This window comes from Aliiruegeria haliotis (genome assembly GCF_003003255.1).
In the GTDB taxonomy this organism is placed as follows: Bacteria; Pseudomonadota; Alphaproteobacteria; order Rhodobacterales; family Rhodobacteraceae; genus Tropicimonas; species Tropicimonas haliotis.
In genome coordinates this window covers 219,117-238,593 of the sequence record NZ_PVTD01000003.1, presented here as the reverse complement: position 1 = coordinate 238,593, position 19,477 = coordinate 219,117, and the positions used below count along the sequence as shown (strand labels likewise).

Annotated in this window: 21 protein-coding genes; 7 read left to right on the top strand and 14 right to left on the bottom strand. The window is 64.4% G+C overall.

The window, feature by feature from the left end:
• Nucleotides 1-84: 84 nt before the first annotated feature.
• The gene (smpB, locus tag CLV78_RS10375) at nt 85-558 is read right to left on the bottom strand and encodes an SsrA-binding protein SmpB (protein ID WP_106204734.1); all 474 of its coding nucleotides are present in this window, start codon (nt 556-558) and stop codon (nt 85-87) included.
• Between the two features lie 134 nt (nt 559-692).
• Here smpB and CLV78_RS10370 point away from each other — a divergent pair, with 134 nt between their 5' ends.
• Complete coding sequence (locus CLV78_RS10370) at nt 693-902, top strand: hypothetical protein (protein WP_106204733.1); 210 nt, start codon at nt 693-695, stop codon at nt 900-902.
• A 77-nt stretch (nt 903-979) separates the two neighbouring features.
• Here CLV78_RS10370 and dapA read toward each other — a convergent pair whose 3' ends face one another.
• A complete protein-coding gene (dapA, locus tag CLV78_RS10365; RefSeq protein WP_106204732.1) occupies nt 980-1,855 on the bottom strand; it encodes a 4-hydroxy-tetrahydrodipicolinate synthase in 876 nt (291 codons plus the stop codon).
• Between the two features lie 184 nt (nt 1,856-2,039).
• Here dapA and CLV78_RS10360 point away from each other — a divergent pair, with 184 nt between their 5' ends.
• A complete protein-coding gene (locus tag CLV78_RS10360; RefSeq protein ID WP_245924945.1) occupies nt 2,040-3,980 on the top strand; it encodes a lytic transglycosylase domain-containing protein in 1,941 nt (646 codons plus the stop codon).
• A gap of 148 nt (nt 3,981-4,128) precedes the next feature.
• Here CLV78_RS10360 and CLV78_RS10355 read toward each other — a convergent pair whose 3' ends face one another.
• Entirely contained in the window at nt 4,129-5,001 is an 873-nt protein-coding gene (locus CLV78_RS10355) for a DMT family transporter (RefSeq protein ID WP_106204730.1), read from the bottom strand.
• Nucleotides 4,998-5,675 carry a tRNA (5-methylaminomethyl-2-thiouridine)(34)-methyltransferase MnmC2 gene (gene mnmC2 / locus CLV78_RS10350; protein ID WP_106204729.1) on the bottom strand — a complete coding sequence of 226 codons (678 nt, stop codon included), beginning with the start codon at nt 5,673-5,675 and terminating at the stop codon, nt 4,998-5,000. The genes CLV78_RS10355 and mnmC2 overlap by 4 nt, the downstream gene beginning before the upstream one ends.
• A gap of 51 nt (nt 5,676-5,726) precedes the next feature.
• On the opposite strand from mnmC2, the gene CLV78_RS10345 reads away from it, so the two are divergent.
• The gene (locus CLV78_RS10345) at nt 5,727-6,770 is read left to right on the top strand and encodes an NAD(P)/FAD-dependent oxidoreductase (protein WP_106204728.1); all 1,044 of its coding nucleotides are present in this window, start codon (nt 5,727-5,729) and stop codon (nt 6,768-6,770) included.
• 41 nt (nt 6,771-6,811) lie between these two features.
• Here CLV78_RS10345 and CLV78_RS10340 read toward each other — a convergent pair whose 3' ends face one another.
• From CLV78_RS10340 to CLV78_RS23635, 4 genes are all read right to left on the bottom strand, one after another.
• On the bottom strand, nt 6,812-7,654 hold the full coding sequence (locus CLV78_RS10340) for a 4-(cytidine 5'-diphospho)-2-C-methyl-D-erythritol kinase (RefSeq protein ID WP_106204727.1): 843 nt from the start codon (nt 7,652-7,654) through the stop codon (nt 6,812-6,814).
• Nucleotides 7,632-9,350 carry a tetratricopeptide repeat protein gene (locus CLV78_RS10335; RefSeq protein WP_245924943.1) on the bottom strand — a complete coding sequence of 573 codons (1,719 nt, stop codon included), beginning with the start codon at nt 9,348-9,350 and terminating at the stop codon, nt 7,632-7,634. Before CLV78_RS10335 ends, CLV78_RS10340 begins: the two co-directional genes overlap by 23 nt.
• A gap of 242 nt (nt 9,351-9,592) precedes the next feature.
• Complete coding sequence (locus CLV78_RS10330) at nt 9,593-11,245, bottom strand: electron transfer flavoprotein-ubiquinone oxidoreductase (RefSeq protein ID WP_106204726.1); 1,653 nt, start codon at nt 11,243-11,245, stop codon at nt 9,593-9,595.
• Between the two features lie 75 nt (nt 11,246-11,320).
• Nucleotides 11,321-11,503: a hypothetical protein gene (locus CLV78_RS23635; RefSeq protein WP_146136675.1), complete on the bottom strand. Its 183-nt coding sequence runs from the start codon at nt 11,501-11,503 to the stop codon at nt 11,321-11,323.
• 458 nt (nt 11,504-11,961) lie between these two features.
• Between CLV78_RS23635 and greA the strand changes: the two genes are divergently transcribed.
• Both greA and CLV78_RS10315 read left to right on the top strand, forming a co-directional pair.
• A complete protein-coding gene (gene greA / locus CLV78_RS10320) occupies nt 11,962-12,432 on the top strand; it encodes a transcription elongation factor GreA (RefSeq protein ID WP_106204724.1) in 471 nt (156 codons plus the stop codon).
• Nucleotides 12,433-12,444: 12 nt separating this feature from the next.
• Nucleotides 12,445-13,476, top strand: coding sequence for a hypothetical protein (locus CLV78_RS10315; RefSeq protein ID WP_245924942.1), 1,032 nt, complete (start codon nt 12,445-12,447; stop codon nt 13,474-13,476).
• On the opposite strand, the gene CLV78_RS10310 is transcribed toward CLV78_RS10315, so the two are convergent.
• Complete coding sequence (locus CLV78_RS10310) at nt 13,459-14,100, bottom strand: GNAT family N-acetyltransferase (RefSeq protein ID WP_245924940.1); 642 nt, start codon at nt 14,098-14,100, stop codon at nt 13,459-13,461. The genes CLV78_RS10315 and CLV78_RS10310 overlap by 18 nt on opposite strands.
• 59 nt (nt 14,101-14,159) lie before the next feature.
• Between CLV78_RS10310 and CLV78_RS10305 the strand changes: the two genes are divergently transcribed.
• Both CLV78_RS10305 and CLV78_RS10300 read left to right on the top strand, forming a co-directional pair.
• Nucleotides 14,160-14,885, top strand: coding sequence for an AzlC family ABC transporter permease (locus CLV78_RS10305; RefSeq protein ID WP_245924938.1), 726 nt, complete (start codon nt 14,160-14,162; stop codon nt 14,883-14,885).
• Nucleotides 14,882-15,211, top strand: coding sequence for an AzlD domain-containing protein (locus tag CLV78_RS10300; RefSeq protein WP_106204721.1), 330 nt, complete (start codon nt 14,882-14,884; stop codon nt 15,209-15,211). Before CLV78_RS10305 ends, CLV78_RS10300 begins: the two co-directional genes overlap by 4 nt.
• Nucleotides 15,212-15,213: 2 nt before the next feature.
• Here the strand turns inward: CLV78_RS10300 and CLV78_RS10295 are convergent, their stop codons facing one another.
• The 5 genes from CLV78_RS10295 to CLV78_RS10275 form a co-directional block, all read right to left on the bottom strand.
• Nucleotides 15,214-15,906: a hypothetical protein gene (locus CLV78_RS10295; protein WP_211300976.1), complete on the bottom strand. Its 693-nt coding sequence runs from the start codon at nt 15,904-15,906 to the stop codon at nt 15,214-15,216.
• 50 nt (nt 15,907-15,956) lie between these two features.
• Entirely contained in the window at nt 15,957-16,097 is a 141-nt protein-coding gene (locus CLV78_RS10290; RefSeq protein ID WP_106204720.1) for an aa3-type cytochrome c oxidase subunit IV, read from the bottom strand.
• 108 nt (nt 16,098-16,205) lie between these two features.
• Nucleotides 16,206-16,679, bottom strand: a complete 474-nt coding sequence (locus CLV78_RS10285) for a DUF6173 family protein (protein ID WP_106204719.1) — start codon at nt 16,677-16,679, stop codon at nt 16,206-16,208.
• Nucleotides 16,680-16,699: 20 nt separating this feature from the next.
• The gene (locus tag CLV78_RS10280; RefSeq protein WP_106204718.1) at nt 16,700-17,755 is read right to left on the bottom strand and encodes an MBL fold metallo-hydrolase; all 1,056 of its coding nucleotides are present in this window, start codon (nt 17,753-17,755) and stop codon (nt 16,700-16,702) included.
• Nucleotides 17,755-19,464: an acyl-CoA dehydrogenase family protein gene (locus CLV78_RS10275; protein ID WP_106204717.1), complete on the bottom strand. Its 1,710-nt coding sequence runs from the start codon at nt 19,462-19,464 to the stop codon at nt 17,755-17,757. Before CLV78_RS10275 ends, CLV78_RS10280 begins: the two co-directional genes overlap by 1 nt.
• Nucleotides 19,465-19,477 lie beyond the last annotated feature (13 nt).

The following is a 19,477-nucleotide window of genomic DNA, read 5'->3' as shown; positions in this document are numbered from 1 at the left end:
GCACCGCGACCACTGCGTGTGTCGCCCGGTGCGTGACATGCCCATTGCGCGACGCCGCGCGCCATGTCCGCTATTGCCGTTTGGTCACTCGCCGTGTCTGAGCAGTCTTTGCTTCTGACGGTTCCAATCACGTTTGGCCTCGGTCGCGCGCTTGTCCTGGGTCTTCTTGCCCTTCGCGATACCGATCTTCAGCTTCGCGATACCCTTGTGGTTGAAGTACAGCACTAGCGGTACCAGCGTCATTCCCTTCCGCTGGGTGTCGTTCCACAGCCGGGAAAGCTCCTTGCGGGAGACCAGCAACTTGCGCCGCCGTCGTTCCTCATGTCCGAACATGGCGCGGTCGTAGGGCGCAATGTAGCTGTTTACCAGCCACAACTCGCCATTTTCCACCGCCGCGTAGCTCTCGGCGATATTCGCTGACGTCGTGCGCAGGCTCTTCACTTCCGAGCCAGTGAGCGCGATACCGCATTCGAGGTCATCCTCGATCGCGTAGTCATACCGTGCCCGCCGGTTCTCGGCGATCACTTTGTAGTTCGGATTGTCTTTGGGCTTTGCCATGGGGGCGGGATATAGGCTTTTGGCGGGCAAGTTCCAAGGGCCATGCGACCTGCCGCCCGCGCCGCGACGCTGCCATCGGTTTGCCTTTGCCATGGCGCTGCCGCATCATGGGCGCCTGCAACAGGATGGACAGGATGCGCTTCACACTCATCGACCCAAGTCACCCGTTCTACGCACCGTTGTGGCGGCGCGTCGTGATCGTCGTCGTGACGCTGGGCTGGGCCGCGGTGGAATTTGCGACCGGAAACCTGACATGGGGCATTCTGGTCGGGGCGCTCGGCGCCTATTGTCTGTTCAAGCTGATCCTGACCTTCGATCCTGCGGGTGCCGGGGACAGCGACTGACACCGGAGTCGGGGTGACGAAGGCCGTTCAAAGCCCTCGTCGTTGCGCCTCCCGCGATGGGCCGCACCCCGGTGGCGTCAGTCGAGCAGGCCCGCGTGGGTCATCGCCGCACGAATGGCCTTTTTCGTGCCGTCGGTCAGCCCGACAAGTGGCAGGCGCACCTCTTCGGAGCACTTTCCGAGCAGGGACAGGCCGTATTTCGCGCCGACAAGTCCCGGTTCGATGAAGATCGCCGTGTGCAGTGGCATCAGCAGATCCTGGTATTCCAGCGCCTTCGTGTAGTCGCCCGCCAAGGTCGCCGCCTGGAACTCCGCGCAGAGCTTCGGCGCAACGTTCGCTGTGACCGAGATGCAGCCGATCCCGCCATGTGCATTGAACCCGAGCGCAGTGGCATCCTCACCCGAAAGCTGGATGAAATCCTTGCCACAGGTCTGCCGCTGAAGGCTGACCCGGGTAATGTCGCCGGTCGCATCCTTGACGCCGGCAATCCTCGGCAGTTCGGCCAGCCGCCCCATCGTGTCGGGGGCCATGTCCACAACCGAGCGTCCGGGGATATTGTAAATGATGATCGGCAGCGAGCTGGCATCGTGGATCGCCTTGAAGTGCTGGTACAGCCCTTCCTGCGTCGGCTTGTTGTAGTAGGGCGTGACGACCAGCGCCGCGTCCGCACCGACGGCCTCCGCGTGACGGATCAGGCCGATCCCCTCGGCGGTGTTGTTGGAACCCGCGCCCGCGACCACGGGCACGCGCCCGGCCGCGGCCTTCACGACCTGTTCGACCACGTCGCCGTGCTCTGCGTGGCTCAGGGTCGGGCTCTCGCCGGTGGTTCCGACGGGCACGAACCCGTTGGAGCCCATCTCGATATGCCATTCCACCAGCGAATCGAGGGTCTCATGATCCAGTTTGCCGTCTTTGAACGGAGTCACCAGAGCGGGAAGTGAGCCTTTGATCATTGTTTTCCTCCGATTCCCGCGCCGGCGGCGCGTCTGGGGCGGGCACTATGCCCTGAGTCTACCTGTCAAAACGCGGCGGACCCTACAGACAGGATCCCCGCTTGCCAAGTTTGTGAGTTGCGATGGGGAATGGTTCGTCTAGTGTTTCGGCGCGTCGTCCCCGATTTGTCGAACCAGGTGTCCTGTGCGGATCGTTTTCACTGTCCTTTTCCTGTGGCTGATACCCTTCGGGCTCGCCGCCGATACCACGCCCCAGGCGAAAGCGCTCGGCGAGGCAATCTCGCAGATGCGCGAAGGCAACTGGCGCGGTGCGATCGTGGCCGCCGGACCCGCTGGCGAAGAGGGACGCGACATCATCGAGTGGTTCCGACTGCGTCAGGGCGGGCAGGCAGAGTTCGACGCCTATCGCGATTTCCTGTCCCGCCGCGCGGACTGGCCCGGGCTGGCACTGTTGCGGACCCGGGGCGAGGGCTCGATCCCGGAGGACGCCGACCCGAATGAGGTTCTGGCCTATTTCGGCGGCGATCTGCCGCAGACTGGCACCGGTGTTCTGCGCCTGGTGCAGGCGCATCGGGCGTTGGGCCAGTCCGGCGATGCAGAGGCGCTTGCGGTCATGGCGTGGCGCACCCGCACGCTGTCGATCGAGAGCGAATCCGCCCTTCTTGCCCTCTATCCGAAGCTGCTGTCGCAGCACCACGAGGCACGGCTGAACGATCTTCTCTGGCGTGGCAGGACGACCACTGCGCGGCGAATGATGGGGCGTGTCTCCGAAGGGTGGCAGGCGCTGGCAGCCGCACGCATGACATTGGCCGCGCGCGAGCCGGGGGTGGACGCACGGATCGAGGCGGTCCCAGAGGCGTTGCGCGAAGACGCCGGACTTGCCTACGAACGGTTCATATGGCGTGCGCGCAAGGGGCGAAGGGACGATGCCATCGCGCTGATGCGGGAACGCTCGACCAGCCCCGAGGCACTCGGGCGTCCGGAGAAATGGGCGAACCGGCGCCGGATCTACGCACGCCAACTCATGCAGGAAGGACAGGCAGAGGATGCATATGCGCTCGCAAGCCGTCACTTCCTTGTTGAGGGATCCAGCTTCGCTGATCTGGAATGGTTGTCGGGGTTCCTCGCGCTCCGGTTCCTGAACGACCCCGAGCTGGCGCTATGGCATTTCGACCGGTTCACCGGTGCCGTGGCGACACCGATTAGCCTCGGGCGGTCGGGCTACTGGCGTGGCCGCGCTCTGGAGGCGATGGGAGACGGCGAGGGGGCGCAGGCCGCCTACGAAGTCGGGGCGAAACACCAGACCAGCTTCTATGGCCTTCTCGCGGCGGAGGCCGGCGGCTACGCGATGGATCCGACCCTGACCGGGCGGGAAGTGTTCCCGGCGCTGGAGGAGAGCCCGCTGAAGGACAGTTCCGTGCTTGTGGCCGGCCTGCTGCTTCTCGATGCCGGAGAACTCAGCGAGGCGGAGCGATTCCTGACCCATCTGGTCGAAGAACTTGATCGCGATCAGGCGGGCACGCTGGGCGCGCTCATGCTGCAACTGAAACAGCCGCACCTTGCCCTGATGATCGCCAAGCGGGCGGCGCGTGGGGGCGTCGTGCTGCCGGCGGCGTATTTCCCGACCAGTCCACTCATGGACCGCGATCTGCCAGTGCCGAAGGAACTGGCGCTGGCGATTGCCCGGCGGGAGAGCGAGTTTGATCCCGTGGTGGTGAGCCCGGCAGGTGCGCGCGGGCTCATGCAATTGATGCCGGGCACGGCAAAGGACGTGTCGGCAGAACTGGGGATCTCCTATGACCGTGATGGCCTGACCGGTGATCCGGAATACAACGTGACCCTCGGGTCGACCTATCTCGCGGGACTGATCGAGGTCTTTGGACCGGCTCCGGTGCTGGTATCGGTCGGGTACAATGCCGGGCCGGGGCGGTCGCTGGACTGGACCGCGGCGCGAGGCGACCCGCGTTCCAAGGCTGTGGATGTCATCGACTGGATCGAACTCATCCCGTTCCGCGAAACCCGGAACTACGTGATGCGTGTTTCGGAATCGATCCTGGTCTATCGCGCCCGGCTGACCGGGGAGACGGGAGACGTTTCGGTCGTGGATTTCCTGCGAAACGGATAGATCCGGGGACAGTCGCCCGGAACTTGTCCCACCGCGCCGAAGGCGCGGCCCGGCCCAACTGCGATCAAGCGTCCCTTGGGCGCGCTGCATCGCGGGCGGGAGCCCCCACCTGCCCCGTTGCTTCCATCGCCCCCGTCGGTAAGCGTCTTCAGCCGTGTGCCCGGGCGCGCAGCGCGGTGAAAAGCCCCGCCGAGATGACGATTGCGCCACCAACCAGAACATTCGTTTCCAGGGCTTCGCCGAAGATGACGACACCGAAGAACGTGGCAAAGACCAGCTGGAAATAGGCGAAGGGCTGCACCGCGCTGGCTTCCGCGACCTCGTAGCAGCGGATCAGCAACCAGTGGCCGAAGGCACCGGAGACGCAAAGCGCCGCCATCCAACCCCAATCCGGGGCAGTCATCGGTTCCCAGTACCACCCGCCAATGGCCGTCATCGCCACCGCACCGACAGTCCCGGTCCAGAAGAAACTCGTGGCGGAGGTGTCTTTTCGCGCCGCCAGCCGGGTCAACAGCCCATAGAGTGCGAACAGGCAGGCGGCGGCCAGCGGGACCAGCGCATAGGGGGAGAAGACGGCGACACCGGGCTGCAAGATGACCAGCACGCCGATGAACCCCACCATGATGGCCAGCACCCGGCGCCAGCCAACCTTCTCGCCGAGGATCGGCCCGGACAGCGCTGCCACGATGAGCGGATAGCTGGCAAAGATGGCGTGGCTCTCGACCAGCCCCAGCAGCACAAACGCGGAGACCATGACCAGAATTTCCAGCGTCAGCAGCAACCCGCGAATGATCTGCAACGCCGGTTGACTTGTCGCCGCCGCGGCACGGATCGAACCGGCCTGTCGCGCGCTGACCGTCAGAACGAAGGCGGCAAAGAACCAGTAGCGGATCATGACCACCATGTAGACATTGTATTCGCCGGCAAGGTGTCTGGAGATCCCGTCCTGTACCGCGAAGACGAAGCAGGTCGCGATCATCAGGATGATGCCGAGGCGCGCGCTTTGTCCGACCTGATTCATCCGGTTTTCCTTCCCGTGGACATGTGGCGCTTGCGGCCGAAACCCGGCGGACGTTCGACAACGAAACCGGCCGCTCCGAGTGCCCGCCGAACCGCGCCGGCAGCGGTATAGGTGGCGAATGTGCCGCCCGGCACGGTATGTGCGCCGACTTCCGCAAGCAGTGTCTCTTCCCAGAGTTCGGGGTTCTTGGCCGGGGCAAAGCCGTCGAGGAACCAGGCGTCTGCCGCCCCCTCCCAACGCGGCAGCGTCTCGCGGGCATCACCCACTATCATTTGCGCCTCGACCGGACCAATCTGTACGGCAAAGCCGTCCAGCGCCCAGGCAGAGAGCAGATCCTCCACGTGGGGCACCTTGTCGGCAAAGGGTGCAAGCGCCTTGCGCAACGCGTCCCTGGAAAGTGGGAACGCTTCGAAACCAGTGTATTTCAGGGTGCTGCAGCCCACCTCCTTGGCACAGGCCGCGAGCGCCAGCAGGTTCAGCCCGGTACCGACACCAAGTTCCGCCACGTGAAAACCGGCAGCCAGCCGAGCGGGAAGGTCGTTGCCCGCGAGAAAGACATGGCGGGTTTCGGCCAGCCCATCCTCCAGCGAGTAATATGGATCTTCGAACCGGGTCGAAACCGGCACGTCACCGTCCCGCCAGGTTACCGCAACCCTCTGGCTCCCGTCGCCCACTTGCCCTAGACCTCCATGGAATCGCGCGGAGATTGGGCGAAAGGGGCGACCTTGGCAAGGATCGACGTGACTGTACGCGGCGGGGGTATCTTCGGATTGGCCTGCGCCTGGGAAATGTGCCGCCGCGGCGCCAATGTGCGCTTGATCGAGCGCGAACGTATCGGCGCGGGGTCGTCGGGCGGGCTTGTCGGCGCTTTGGCACCCCATGTGCCCGAGAACTGGAACCCGAAAAAGGCGTTCCAGTTCGAGAGCCTGATCATGGCGGAGCGATTCTGGGCCGAGGTGGCAGCAGTGTCCGGCAGGGATCCGGGATATCTGCGTAGCGGACGGTTGCAGCCGATTCTCGACGATGCGGCGCTGGACCGGTCTGAGGCACGCGGGCGCGAGGCAGCGGAGCTTTGGCAAGGCAAGGCGATCTGGTCCGTGGTGCCGGCTGCGGATTATGCCGACTGGTTGCTGCCCGGTCCCACCGGCAAGCTGATCCACGAGACGCTGTCGGCGCGGCTGCATCCCCGGCAGGCGGCCGCGGCACTGGTTGCCGCCATCGAGGCCCGTGGCGGCGAGGTCGTGTTTGGCGATGCCGAGGACGAAGGCAGTGTCGTCTGGGCGATCGGCCACCGGGGGCTGGAGGAGCTCAGCGTGGCTTTGGGAAAGACGATCGGAGCACCGATCAAGGGTCAGGCCGCCTGCTTCAAGCTGGATCGGGCGGAGATGCCGCAGCTCCTGGCCGATTCAGTCCACGTGATCCCGCATGTAGACGGCACGGTGGCCATCGGCTCCACGACAGAGCGTGAGTTCGACGCGCCGGACACGACCGATGCCAGACTCGACGAGGTGATCGACCGGGCGCGGGCCGTTTGCCCGGCCCTCCGGGACGCACCGGTGATCGACCGGTGGGCGGGGCTTCGTCCACGCTCGCGAAGTCGTGCGCCCATGCTGGGGCAATGGCCGGGCAGACCGGGACATTTCGTGGCAAATGGAGGGTTCAAGATCGGCTTCGGCATGGCGCCGAAGGTGGCCGAGGTCATGGCGGACCTTGTGCTGGAGGGGCGCGATGGCATCCCGTCCGGGTTCCGGGTCGAGGACAACCTCTGAGCCACTAGCTGCCCAGCCGCGTGCACGTCGGAATTGCCGGATCAGCTCAGGCGTGTGGCCGCTGTCCACCAGTCCGGGTGATTCTGCCGAAGGCTTCGGGCGGCGCTCTCCGCTTCCTCAGGAGTAGAAAAAAGCGCGAAGCAAGTGGCCCCCGATCCGGACATGCGGGCGAGTTGGCAGCCGGGCAAAGCAGAGAGAGCAGTCAGCGTCTCGGTGATCTGCGGCGCCAGCTTCCGGGCCGGCGGTTCGAGGTCGTTGCGCTGTGTTGCCAGCCATTCCGCGATTTCACCCGGCGTGGTGAACTGCGGGATGTCCGGCATCGGTGCGTTGTCCCTGCGCGCGAGGGCTTTGAAAACCGACGGTGTCGGAACCTCGATGCCCGGATTCGCGAGGACGGCGGGAAGTGGTGGCAAGGGGGGCACCGGGGCAAGCCTCTCCCCTATCCCGGACATCCGCACAGCGCGACCCTCAAGGCAAACAGGAACGTCTGCGCCAAGCGCCAGCACGTCACGACCATCGGGCAGGGGGGCGCCGGTCAGGGCATGCAGCGCGCGCAGGGTTGCCGCGGCATCCGCCGAGCCACCGCCAATCCCGGAGGCGGCAGGCAGACGCTTGGTCAGTGTGAGCGCGGCATTCGCGCCGGGCATGAGGCGCGCTGCCTTCAGCACCAGATTGCCATCATCCACCGGGACGCCAGCGCGGCGCGGGCCGTCCACCGCCAGGGATGTGTCGGGCGCGTCCTCTGCGGAGATCGTATCTCCGACATCCGCGAAAACCACGAGGCTGTCCAGCAGGTGGTATCCGTCGGGGCGCTGTCCTGTGACGTGTAGCGTCAGGTTGATCTTGGCCGGGGCGAAGGCCTCAACCGTCGTCGTTGGCGACATGAAGCGGCTCCGCCCCTTCTTCCTCCAGCACGAGGTCCAGCCCGACGTCGAGCTTTCGGCGAATGCGCTCCGCCTCCTCCGGTTCCGGGTCGAAGGACAGTGCACGGTGCCACTGGAACTCGGCTTCGATTCTTCGGCCGACAGCCCAGTAGGCATCGCCGAGGTGATCGTTGACAATCGGGTCCACCGCCATGAGTTCGGCAGCGCGCTCCAGATGGATGACGGCCTCGTCATATTTTCCCATGCGATACAGGACCCACCCCAGACTGTCGGTGATGTAGCCCGAGCCGGGCTGGGCGGCGACGGCCTCCTCGATCATCGCAAGCGCCTCGTCGAGGTTGGTCTGCATCTCGACGTAAGAATAGCCGAGGTAATTGAGCACCTGTGGCTGGCCGGGATTGAGCTCCAGCGCCTTGAGAAAATCGGGTTCGGCCTCATCCCAGCGTTTCATGCGCTCATGGGTGATCCCACGGGTGTAGTAAACGATCCATTGCGCAGGGTCCGGCTCGTCGAAAAGCGCAATGGCGGCGTCATAGGCCTTGGAGGCTTCCTCGTAGCGTTCCTCGCCGCGCAGCATGTCGCCAAGGGTGATCTGCACGATCGGCATGTCGCCATGGGTTTCCGCGAGCTGTTCCAGCACTTCGACCGCGGCCTCGTTCTTGCCGGCGGCGCGAAGAGCGGCGGAGCGGCCGATCTCCGCCACGTGGAAGCCCGCATTGTCGCGCGGGACACGGTTGTAGGCTTCGGTGGCGAGGTCGTATTGCTCCTGCGCCTCCAGAAGGCCGGCCCCGAGGAGAATTGCATCGACATGGTCGGGGCGCAGGTATTCGGACACCCGCGCGTAGAGCAACGTGTAGCTGTCGGCGGCCTCACCCTCCAACGCACCCGCCACGGTGTAGAAGACTTCCGCCAGCCCGTCCTGAACACTACCGATCTGGCTGAAGGGGATTTTCTCGCCCGCCTGGAGCCGCGTGACAAGCTCTTCGAGACCCGGGTCGAGGTCCGAGCCCCAGCCTGCCGCGATCAGGTCCAGCGCATGATCGTTGCGATCAAGTTGGCTCAGGACCTGCGAATGGGCGATGGCGCCCCGACGCGTCAGGCGCAGTGGCGCGCCGCCCTCGCCTGAGAACAGCGCCTCGGCGGCTTCGAAATCGCCGGCGAGGGATAGCGCGAGGGCCTTGTGGTAGAGTCCGAAGGCCATCAGCCCTGTGTCGGAGGATGCCTTGTCGAAGGCCGCCATGGCCTCGTCCACTCGGCCAAGCCCCATAAGGCACCAGGCCTCCACGAGGGAGTCGACCAACGGACCGACAGACAGCTTCGTCCCGAGAGCATCGAGGACCGCCTGATACTGTTCCTCCTTCAGATCCCCTCCCATGAGGACCATGTTGGAAATCTGGCTGGTGAGGCCGGTGGCCTGCATCTGCCGCGCGATGGGCACGGCCATCTCAATCTCGCCGAGCGCGGCATAGGCCACGAGCGCGCTTTCCTGAAGCATGGGATTGCGCCGGTCACGCATGAGGGCGCGGGTGTAATAGTCGGCAGCGGCCCGGAAGTCGCTGTGGTAGCTGGCGTGGCGCGCCGCCAGGTAGGCACCGGAGAAGCCCCGCCCGGGATCGTCCTGTGCAGGGACGGGGGTGGCGAGGGCAAGGCCGATGGCCGTGGCCAGCGTCAGGCGAAGGGAATGGATACGGGGCAAGTGCTCGGCCTCATCATCAACTGCTGACGGATACCGTAGCTCTGGCACGGGGGCGAAACAATAGACGCCGCTGAAGATCCCCGGCCCAAGGTGGCCCGGTTGACGTGAACGTGAGCGGGAAATTGCAGGTCGGGCAGCGAGAACACACCTGTGAACCGGACGGAACACCGGGGCAAAGTGGCCTGGCCCAAAGAAAAACGGCCCGGGGACATGGCCCGGGCCGTGGTCGGTGTTGGTCCCGATCACATGTTCGGGTAGTTCGGCCCGTCGCCGCCCTGCGGGACGGTCCAAGTGATGTTCCCGGTCGGATCCTTGATGTCACAGGTCTTGCAGTGGACGCAGTTGGAGAAGTTGATGACGAACCGCGGTGCGGCCCCGTCGTCCTCGACAAACTCGTAGACCCCGGCGGGGCAATAGCGCGAGGATATGCCGGCGTAGCGGCCAAGGTCTTCGCGCACGGCCAGTTCTTCGTTGGCCAGCTTCAGGTGGCAGGGCTGGCTTTCCTCATGGCTGGTCATGGAAAAGCTCACGTTGGTCAGCCGGTCGAAGGAGAGTTTTCCATCCGGCTTCGGGTACTCGATCGGCTGGCATTCGCGTACGTCTTTCGTCGATTGCGCGTCGGTCTTGCCATGTTTCATCGTGCCGAAGGGATTCCAGCCGGTTTTGGAGCCCAGCCACATGTCGAGCCCGCCAAAGGCGAGGCCGCCCAACAGTCCGAACTTTGACCAGAGCGGCTTCACGTTGCGGACTGGCTTGAGATCCTTGCCGACGGGGCCGGTGCGCAGGCCCTCGTTGTAGTCCGTCAGCTCGTCGCTGGCGCGCCCGGCCTTGATCGCGGCATGGGCGGCTTCGGCGGCTTCCTTGCCGGAGTGCATCGCGTTGTGGATGCCCTTGATCCGAGGCACGTTGATCAGGCCGGAGGAACAGCCGAGCAGCGCGCCGCCGGGGAAACAGCTCTTCGGGATCGACTGGTAGCCACCCTCCGAGATCGCACGGGCGCCATAGGCCACACGCTTGCCACCCTCCAGCAATTCCTTGAGCATCGGGTGATGCTTGAACCGCTGGAACTCCATGTAGGGGAAGAGGGTTGGGTTGGCATAGTTCAGGTGTACAACGAAACCGACACAGACCTGGTTGTTCTCCATGTGATAGATGAAGGAACCGCCCCCTGCGTTCGAACCGAGCGGCCAGCCCATCGTATGCGTGACCGTGCCTTCGCGGTGCTTTGCGGGGTCGATCTCCCAGATCTCCTTCATCCCGAGGCCGAACTTGGGAACATCGCACTCCTTGTCGAGCTCGTACCTGGCGATCAACTCCTTCGCCAGCGACCCGCGCACCCCTTCGGAGATGAAGACATACTTGCCGTTCAGCACCATGCCGGGCTCGTACCCCGGGCCGGGCGTGCCATCGGGGTTCCGGCCGAACTCGCCGGCCACCACACCCTTGACCTCGCCAGTCTCGCCATAGACCAGCTCGGAGCAGGCCATGCCCGGAAAGATCTCAACACCCAACGCTTCGGCCTGCTCGGCCATCCAGCGGCAGACGTTGGCGAGAGAGACGATGTAGCAGTGATGGTTGTTCATCAGCGGCGGCATCATCATGTTGGGCAGCCGGATCTGGCCGCCCTCGCCGAGCATGTAGAATTCGTCCTTCTTCACCTTCGTGGTGATCGGGGCGCCCTTGTCCTTCCAGTCCGGGATCAGCGCGTCGAGCCCCGCGGGATCCATGACGGCCCCCGAGACGATATGGGCGCCCACTTCGGACCCTTTTTCAAGTACGACCACATCGAGATCCGGGTCGAGCTGTTTCAGACGGATTGCCGCCGACAGCCCTGAGGGGCCTGCACCCACGACGACAACATCGTAGTCCATCGCTTCGCGTTCGATATCGCTCATTGCTTTTCCCGATTCTGGCTCTGTGCGGAACAATATGTAGCTGCGGCACTGCCTAACGGACACAAAAGTACGTCGTCAATTGTAACGCAGCATCACAATGACGCAGTGCGCTATCGCACCACCCTCAGGCGCTGGCGCATCCGCGTCCGGGGGCAGCGCGTTGCACCAATCAATCACCTTGCGGATCATGATTTCCCCGAACACATCATTTCCGTGAGGCGCGTCCTTCGGATTCCTGTGCCGATACTCCATTTTCATGCAACCGTCTGTGTCCAGGCAAATAGGAGGCACACCAACGCCACGAGCCTTCAAAAGCGCCTTCACCTCCGTTAAGTAGATTCGGAATACACGTTGTGCCTGTTCGGCGCCAAGCGCACGGACGCACTCATGCTCGGGAAACGGAACGGGAGCGGACACCCGGGGAACAACACGTAGCACCTCCATAGGTTTCGAGACGGAACACGGTTGTCTCTGGGAAACTCCGGGCGGCTGTGCGCGGTCGGCGTGCATGGTGGTTTCTCGGCGAGGTTGCTTTGTTGGCCGGGCAATCGGGTCGACAATCCGGCCAATGACCTGCCAGCTTTCAGTTTGCCAAACACCGGAGCCCGGCAAGATGGATTGAAGCGGGCGCCGCAAACCCCTTGACTTTGCCTTGCCCGCTTGGGTTAAGGGCCTTCAACTCTCATCCCGACATTCCAGATCGTGCAGAGACCAAAATGGAAAAGATACCTATGACTCGCGCGGGTTTCACCGCGCTGGACGCCGAGCTCAAGAAGCTGAAGACCGAGGACCGCCCTGCCATCATCAAGGCGATTGCGGAGGCCCGCGAACACGGTGACCTGTCCGAGAACGCAGAGTACCATTCCGCTCGGGAGAAGCAGAGCTTCATCGAGGGGCGCATCAAGGAATTGGAGGGGTACATTTCCCTCGCCAACGTGATCGACCCCGCGTCGCTCTCGGGGTCGATCAAGTTCGGCGCGACCGTAACAATCGTCGACGAGGACAGCGACGAAGAGAAGACCTACCAGATCGTGGGTGAGCCCGAGGCCGACCTCGAAAGGGGCTTGTTGAACATCAAGTCGCCCATTGCGCGGGCACTGATCGGCAAGGAAGAGGGCGACAGTATCGAAGTTCGCACACCGGGCGGCGAAAAGGGGTATGAGATCCTCAGCATCAAATATGTCTGAGTCGGCCCCGCGATGAACCAAAAACCCGCCCCGAAACTCGGCGCAACCACACCTCCGGCCCCGAAGGCAGGGCGGGACCCGGCCGATGTCATCGGGCTGGCGGTGAGTGCGCTGTGGCTTCTGGGCGCCGGTGTCTTTTTCCTCGTGCTACCCGGGGACGACACGGCGGGTTTCGACCCAGCACGGTTCCTGATGACCCTGCTCGCGGTGTTCCTGCCGGTTGCGCTGATCTGGATCGCCGTGACGTCGGCGCGCAATGCAAGGCAGATGCGGGAGGAGAGTGCGCGGCTTCAGGCCGCCATCGATGCCATGCGGCATGCCTATTCGAGCCAGGCGCCGCAGCAGGCTGACGGGTTGCGGCTGCCACTGGAACAGAAGCTTGACGAGATCGCGCGGGCCCAGAAGAAAACCGAAGCCGCTTTGGCACACCTGACCTCGGTCAATGCGCAGGCGAATGTCCGGTTGCGGCCCACCGAGCGACCGGCGCTCTCGGGCGCGAAGCCAGCGGAGCCGAAGCCCGATGCCGCGCAACCCACGCTGGCCCTCGGCACGTCGGTTGAGGATATCGCGGAACGGATTTCGTCGGAGGATTTCATCCGCGCGCTAAACTTTCCCGAGGACGAGCGGGACAGGGAAGGCTTCCGGGCCTTGCGCATCGCGTTGAAGGACCCGACGGCCTCCGCCCTCGTGCGCTCCGCTCAGGACATCCTGACGCTTCTCGCCGAAGACGGGATCTACATGGACGACCTTGCCCCGGACAGTGCCCAGGCAGAGGTCTGGCGCAAGTTCGCAGAAGGCGAGCGCGGGCGCAGCATTGCCGGACTCGGCGGCATCCGTGACCGCTCCAGCCTGGCACTGACGGCAGGACGTATGCGGCAGGACCCCGTGTTCCGCGACTGTGCCCATCACTTCCTGCGGCGCTTCGACACCACGTTTGCCAGCTTCGAGAAGAACGCGACGGATGCAGAGATCGCAGCTTTCGCCGAAACCCGGTCGGCGCGCGCGTTCATGCTTGTGGGGCGGGTGTCAGGGACGTTTGACTGATCGCGGGCGCGGCGGCACCGGACATGTCATGGTCGTCGCTTCCCGAAACCCGAAGATGCGACCGAACGGCCGCGTCCGCACCTTGCCAGTCGGGATGAACCCCAATCTTTCGTAAAGCGCCCTCGCACGCGGATTCCGGTCGATGACGTCGAGACGGACGGTCTGCATACCCTGCCGGGCGGCTTCCTGCATGATCGCTTCGATGAGGGTCGTGCCGACACCTCGGCCACGCGCATCCGACGCAACGAAGATCCCGTCCATCAAGAATTGCCCCTCCGCCATCGGCCGGTCGGTCAGGTCGAGCAGCACGCCGCGCCAGACCGCGCCGATGGCACCGTAGACCCGCGCAAGGTCACCATAGGTTGCCGCCACGAAACCGCCGCGTTGGGTCTTGTACCCGGCGACGCCGAGCAAGGTGCCGTCCTCGTCCAGAACCGTCAGGGCGTGGCTGGGGCGAACCGCGCCATGCAGAAACCGCAGCGCAAGGTCCTGTGGGCCTAGAATTCGCCCGAGCTTGCCGGAGAATGCTTCCCAGAACATTCGCGCCACCTGGTCCCTGTCCTCTTCGCGAAACCCTCGCTCGACACGCACGCCCGCCCGTCCTTTCAGCCGTTCGGCTGCCACTGATTGCATCCCGCGCCGGGATCCCCTATGCGCGGACCATTGCAATCTAGAGCTTGCCAGTGAACTTCACCACACCCCTTGCGGCCTTCCTTTCAGGAATGCGCAGCAGCGCCCCATTCCTGATCGTCGTCGTGCCCTTCGGCTTCCTGTTCGGTGTCATTGCCACGGAGGCCGGACTCGGTATCCGGGAGATCATGGGCTTCACCGTGCTGGTCATTGCCGGGGCGGCGCAGATCACCGCGGTGCAGATGATGCAGGACAATGCACCCGCGCTGATCGTTCTGGCTTCCGCGCTTGCGGTGAACCTGCGGATGGCGATGTATTCCGCCTCGCTGGTGCCCTACCTGGGCGCGGCGCCGATGTGGCAGCGGATGGCGATGGCCTACCTGATGTTCGACCAGAACTATGCTCTCAGCATGGTGAAATTCGAAGAATGCCCGGATATTCCCCTGTCCCAGCGGGTCGCCTACTACATGGGGGCGGTGTCGTTGGTTGCGCCTTGCTGGATCACGTTCACCTATCTCGGCGCAGTGGTTGGCGGGCAGATCCCGCCGGAAATCGCGCTCGATTTTGCCGTGCCGATCACGTTCATCGCCGTTGTCGCGCCGGCCCTCCGAACACTTCCGCATGTGGTGGCGGCATTCGTGGCATCTGTGCTGGGGCTGGTCTTGGCAGGGCTGCCCTACAACACCGGCATGCTGGTCGCTGCCGCGGTGGCGCTGGTCTGCGCCGCAGAGCTGGAGCGCAGGCTGACAGCCGGAAAGACACGAAGGGCGGTAGGATGACCTATGCAACCTGGGAAATCTGGGCCCTGATTGCCGGGATGGCGGTGGGCACTTTCCTGATCCGGTTTTCGTTCCTGGGGCTGATCGGGGGGCGGGAACTCCCGCCTTGGGTCCAGCGCCACCTGCGATACACGCCCGTTGCGGTTCTGCCGGCGCTCGTGGCACCGCTTGTGGCCTGGCCGGAGGCCACCGGCGGTCAACCGGATCTGGCCCGGATCCTGGCCGCGCTCGTGACCGCAGCGTCGGGATACATCACGCGCAGCCTGCTTGCTGCAATCGCCTGCGGGCTCGGCACGCTCTATTTCGCGCTCTACCTGCTAGGCTGACGCTACTGCAACTCGGGGTGGGTGTTGTATCCCGGGTCGGGACCGTATTCGACGATGATATCCGCCCGCGCTGCGGGGTTGTCGGCGACATAGGTCGTGTTGCTTTCGCCGTCCGAATAGAGATCGGAACGATCATCCGGGCCGCCGTCATAATAGCGGGAGATCTTCACGCCGGGGATCTTGTCGAAATAGCGCATTGTTGCCTTTGGGAAGGGGGACGACGGGGCGTCCTCGAACCCGGGAACTCCGCGCAGGATGCGCCCGATGGAGGTCGTGCAGAACGCGTTCGGGACCGCGCCGTAGGACTCGATTCGAGCGAGCGCGATGGCGGCTTGCTCCGGTGTCACCTCGACGTCATGCCGGATCACCCGGAACGTGTTGCGTGCGTGGTAGTCGATGAAGAAATCCAGCAGCGGATCGGTGATGCCGTAGTGCACGTCCGCGCGCTGCGGTGCGTAGGGATGGTGAAAGGTGCCCGCCGGGTTGAAGATCACCCGTTGCGAGCCGTTGACCATCAGCCCCGAATGCGCACCCTCGTTGGAGCGATTGTTGACCATGGTGAAAAGCGTGATGGTCGATGGACCGGGGGCCCGGTAGCGCGCAGCCTGAACGGCCTCGTCCGGCGCCCAGGGGCCGGAGCCGGTGCAGGCAACCAGCAGCAACGGCAGGCACAGTGCCAGCAACAGTTTCTTCATTTTGGGATCTCCTGTTGCCTTCTCTGCCGTGTCCAGGAAAGGCGCCCGGATCAGCCGTTGACCAGGCCAATGAAGATGAGCAGCAGAATGCTGATCACGGCGCCCCAGGTCACCATGCGGATGAACCCGTCAAAGGTCTTCTCCTGCACGGAAATGTCCATGCTGCCGTGTTCGTACTTCGAGTCTGCCATGCGCCTTGCGCCTCCCGTTGAATGTCCTGTCGCTCAGCCTGATTAGCGGATCAATCGGGCGGTGTTAAGAGCCTCGCCGATCAAATCTCGGATCCATGCGACCAGTCTCTAGGCCTCGCCGTCGCCCTGTTCGTTCAACTCCTGCGCGAGTCGGAACCCGATGCGGCGGGCCTCCTGGGTTTCGCCCTGTTTGGGCAGCGCCCGCAGGATGACGTTCAACTGGCTCACGTGCTGGATCAGCTGGGTCCGGGTGCCGGCGCCGTCGGTGCCGTAGAATGTCACGATATCGGGGTCGAAGTATCCGATCCCCTCGATCCGCAGAACGCCTGCGGTCGCGCCGGTGAAGCCCATTGCGACCTCGTGGTCGCCGTCCAGAAGGTCCTCGAAGTTCTTGATATAGAGGATGAGCCGCTCATAGGCCCATTTGGCCGGACTCTTCTTCTCGGGTGGAGTGCGGGCGACCTCCGGAAGGGGATGGCATTCGAAACCGCGACGGGCCTCCGGATCGGCGTGAACTGCGTGGGCGCGTGGGGGATTGGCCTCGTCGGCGTGTGGACCTTTCGGGTCCTTGTCACCTGCCATGCTGGTATCCTTCCCGTTGTTCAACCCGCTCCGACCCGCTGCCAGAGCCAGGCACCGTCCTGACGGCGCTGACGGATCACGTGACCCGCATGCAACAGATGATTGAGGTGTCCGACTGATTCCACAAGGGCCAGACCGTATTCGCCGGCCCCGATCTGCCGTTTGAAGAGCGGCTGGAAGCAGTCATGCGCCGTCCTCGGCTGATCAAGGTGTGCAAGCAGCCGCTCCAATGCGTGGTGATGGTTGTCGATCAACTGCCGCATCCGGACCGGCAGACCGGTGAACGGCAGCTTGTGGCCGGGCAGGACAAAGTGGTCCTCTCGCGCAAGACCGGCCAGCCGTTCGCAGCTTTCCAGCCAGTCGCCCACCGGATCGGCATCCGGCTCGGTCGGGTAGACACCGAGGTTGGGGGAAATGGATGGAAGCAATTGGTCGCCCCCAAGCACCAGCCTGTCGTCCCGGCTCCAGAAAGTCGCATGTTCGGCCGCGTGGCCATTGCCCATGTGCACGTCCCAGTCACGTCCGCCGATGCGGATGACGTCACCTTCTCTGACGCGTGTGAACCCGAGCGGCAGGGGCCACACGGTATCGGCGAAGTTGAACGGACGGTCTTCCATGCGGCGGGCAAGGACCTCCGGGTCCATGCCCGCGCCGCGGTAGAAGGCCAGTGTTTCCTCGGGCCAGCTTTCCTGAACGTCGAGCGTCAGCATCCGGGAGTAGAGCCATGCCGTGCGGCTTGTCACCAGCTCCGCGCCGTGTTGCGACTGGAACCAACCGGCCAGCCCGACATGATCGGGGTGGTGATGGGTGACCACCACGCGTGCCACAGGCTTCCCCGCCAGCGGCCCGGACGTCATGATCCGCTCCCAAAGCGCCCGGCCGCGCCGGCTCGATAGCCCGGTATCCACCACGGTCCAGCCGTCGCCATCGTCGAGCGCGTAGATGTTCACGTGGTCGAGCGCCATGGGCAGCGGCAGGCGCAGCCACAGCACGCCGTCGGCAACCTCGATTGCCTCACCCTCTGCTGGCGGAGCCTCGTGCGGATAGCGGAGCGGAGCGAGCGGGCGCGCGTCCATCACACGGCCTGCAAATCTTCGACGCTCATGGTGTAGAGACCCTCGGCACCCTCGCGCACTTGCGCGATCAGCCCTTCGTGTTCCGGCAGGAGGCGCTTGATGTGGAAGGTCGCAAGGCTGGTGCGCGGGCCGGTCCCGCCTTCGGCCATGGCCGCCATCAGGTGATAGTGCGCACCAAGCACCCGGGCGAAGGCGCGCAGGTAAGGCACGCAACCGGCGAAGCGGTCCTGCATATCCTGCTCGACCAGCCATTCGGTCACTTCCCGGAAGTTCTCGGCGGCGTTGAACATCGGCTTTGCGAGGTCCGGAAGCGTTCCGCGTGCGGCCTCGGCATTGGTCTCCACCTCGTCCAGCAGCGCGTAGGCCGCGGCCCCGCCATCCATCATCTTGCGTGCCACCAGATCCATTGCCTGAATGCCGTTGGTGCCTTCATAGATCTGTGTGATCCGAACATCGCGAAGGTACTGGGCGGCGCCGGTCTCCTCGATATAGCCCATGCCACCATGCACCTGTACGCCAAGGCTGGCGACCTCATGGCCGATATCCGTGCCATAGGCCTTGGAGATCGGCGTCAGAAGGGCCGCCCGTGCCTTCCAGTCCGCATCGCCGGTTGCGTGTCCCATGTCGATGGCCACCGCATTGGCGAGAGAGATAGCGCGGGCGGCAAAGGTCTCCGACTTCATGGTCATCAGCATCCGGCGCACGTCCGCATGCTCAACGATCGTACCGGTGCCACCGACCTTGCCCTGCTTGCGCTCCATTGCATAGGCGACGGCGTGCTGGGTTGCGGCCTCCGCCAGCCCGATACCCTGTGCGGCAACGCCCAGCCGCGCATTGTTCATCATCGTGAACATCGCGGCCATTCCGCGATGTTCCTCGCCCACCAGCCAGCCCCTGGCGCCGTCGAATTCCATCACGCAGGTGGGTGATCCGTGGATGCCGAGCTTGCTTTCCAGGCTCACCACCTTCACGCCATTGGCAAGGCCGGGCGTCCCGTTGTCATCCGGCAGGTTGCGCGGCACGAGGAAGAGGCTGATCCCCTTCGTCCCCGGCGCACCATCCGGCAGGCGGGCCAGAACGAGGTGGCAGACGTTTTCGACGAAATCGCAATCTCCCCAGGTGATAAAGATCTTCTGCCCTGTCACCGCATAGGTGCCGTCATCGTTGCGTTCGGCCCGGGTGACCAGAGCGCCGACGTCGGAGCCTGCGCCCGCCTCTGTCAGGTTCATCGTGCCCGACCACTCGCCGGAGATCAGCTTCGGCAGGTAGAGGTCCTTCAGTTCGTCCGAGGCGTGGGCATTCAGCGCCTCGATCTGCCCCTGAGTTAGCAACGGGTTGAGTTGCAGCGACAGGCAGGCGGAGGACATCATGTCGTTGATCGCGGTCTGTAGCGCGACCGGCAGGCCCATGCCGCCATGCTCGACGGGGCCGGATACGTTCACCCATCCGCCCTCGGCGATTGCGCTGTAGGCCTCGGCATAGCCGGGCGCCGCCCGCACGCGGCCATTTTCCAGCGTGGAGTGATGTTCGTCGCCGGCGCGGTTGACCGGAGCGATCACCTCTTCACAGAGTTTGCCTGCCTCTGACAGGATCGCCTGGGTCATGTCCTCGGTCGCTTCGGAGAACATGTCCGTGGCCCGGACTTGGTCCAGACCGACGAGGGTTTCGAAAAGAAAATGGAAATCGGCGAGCGGAGCGCGGTAGGACATCGGGATTCACCTC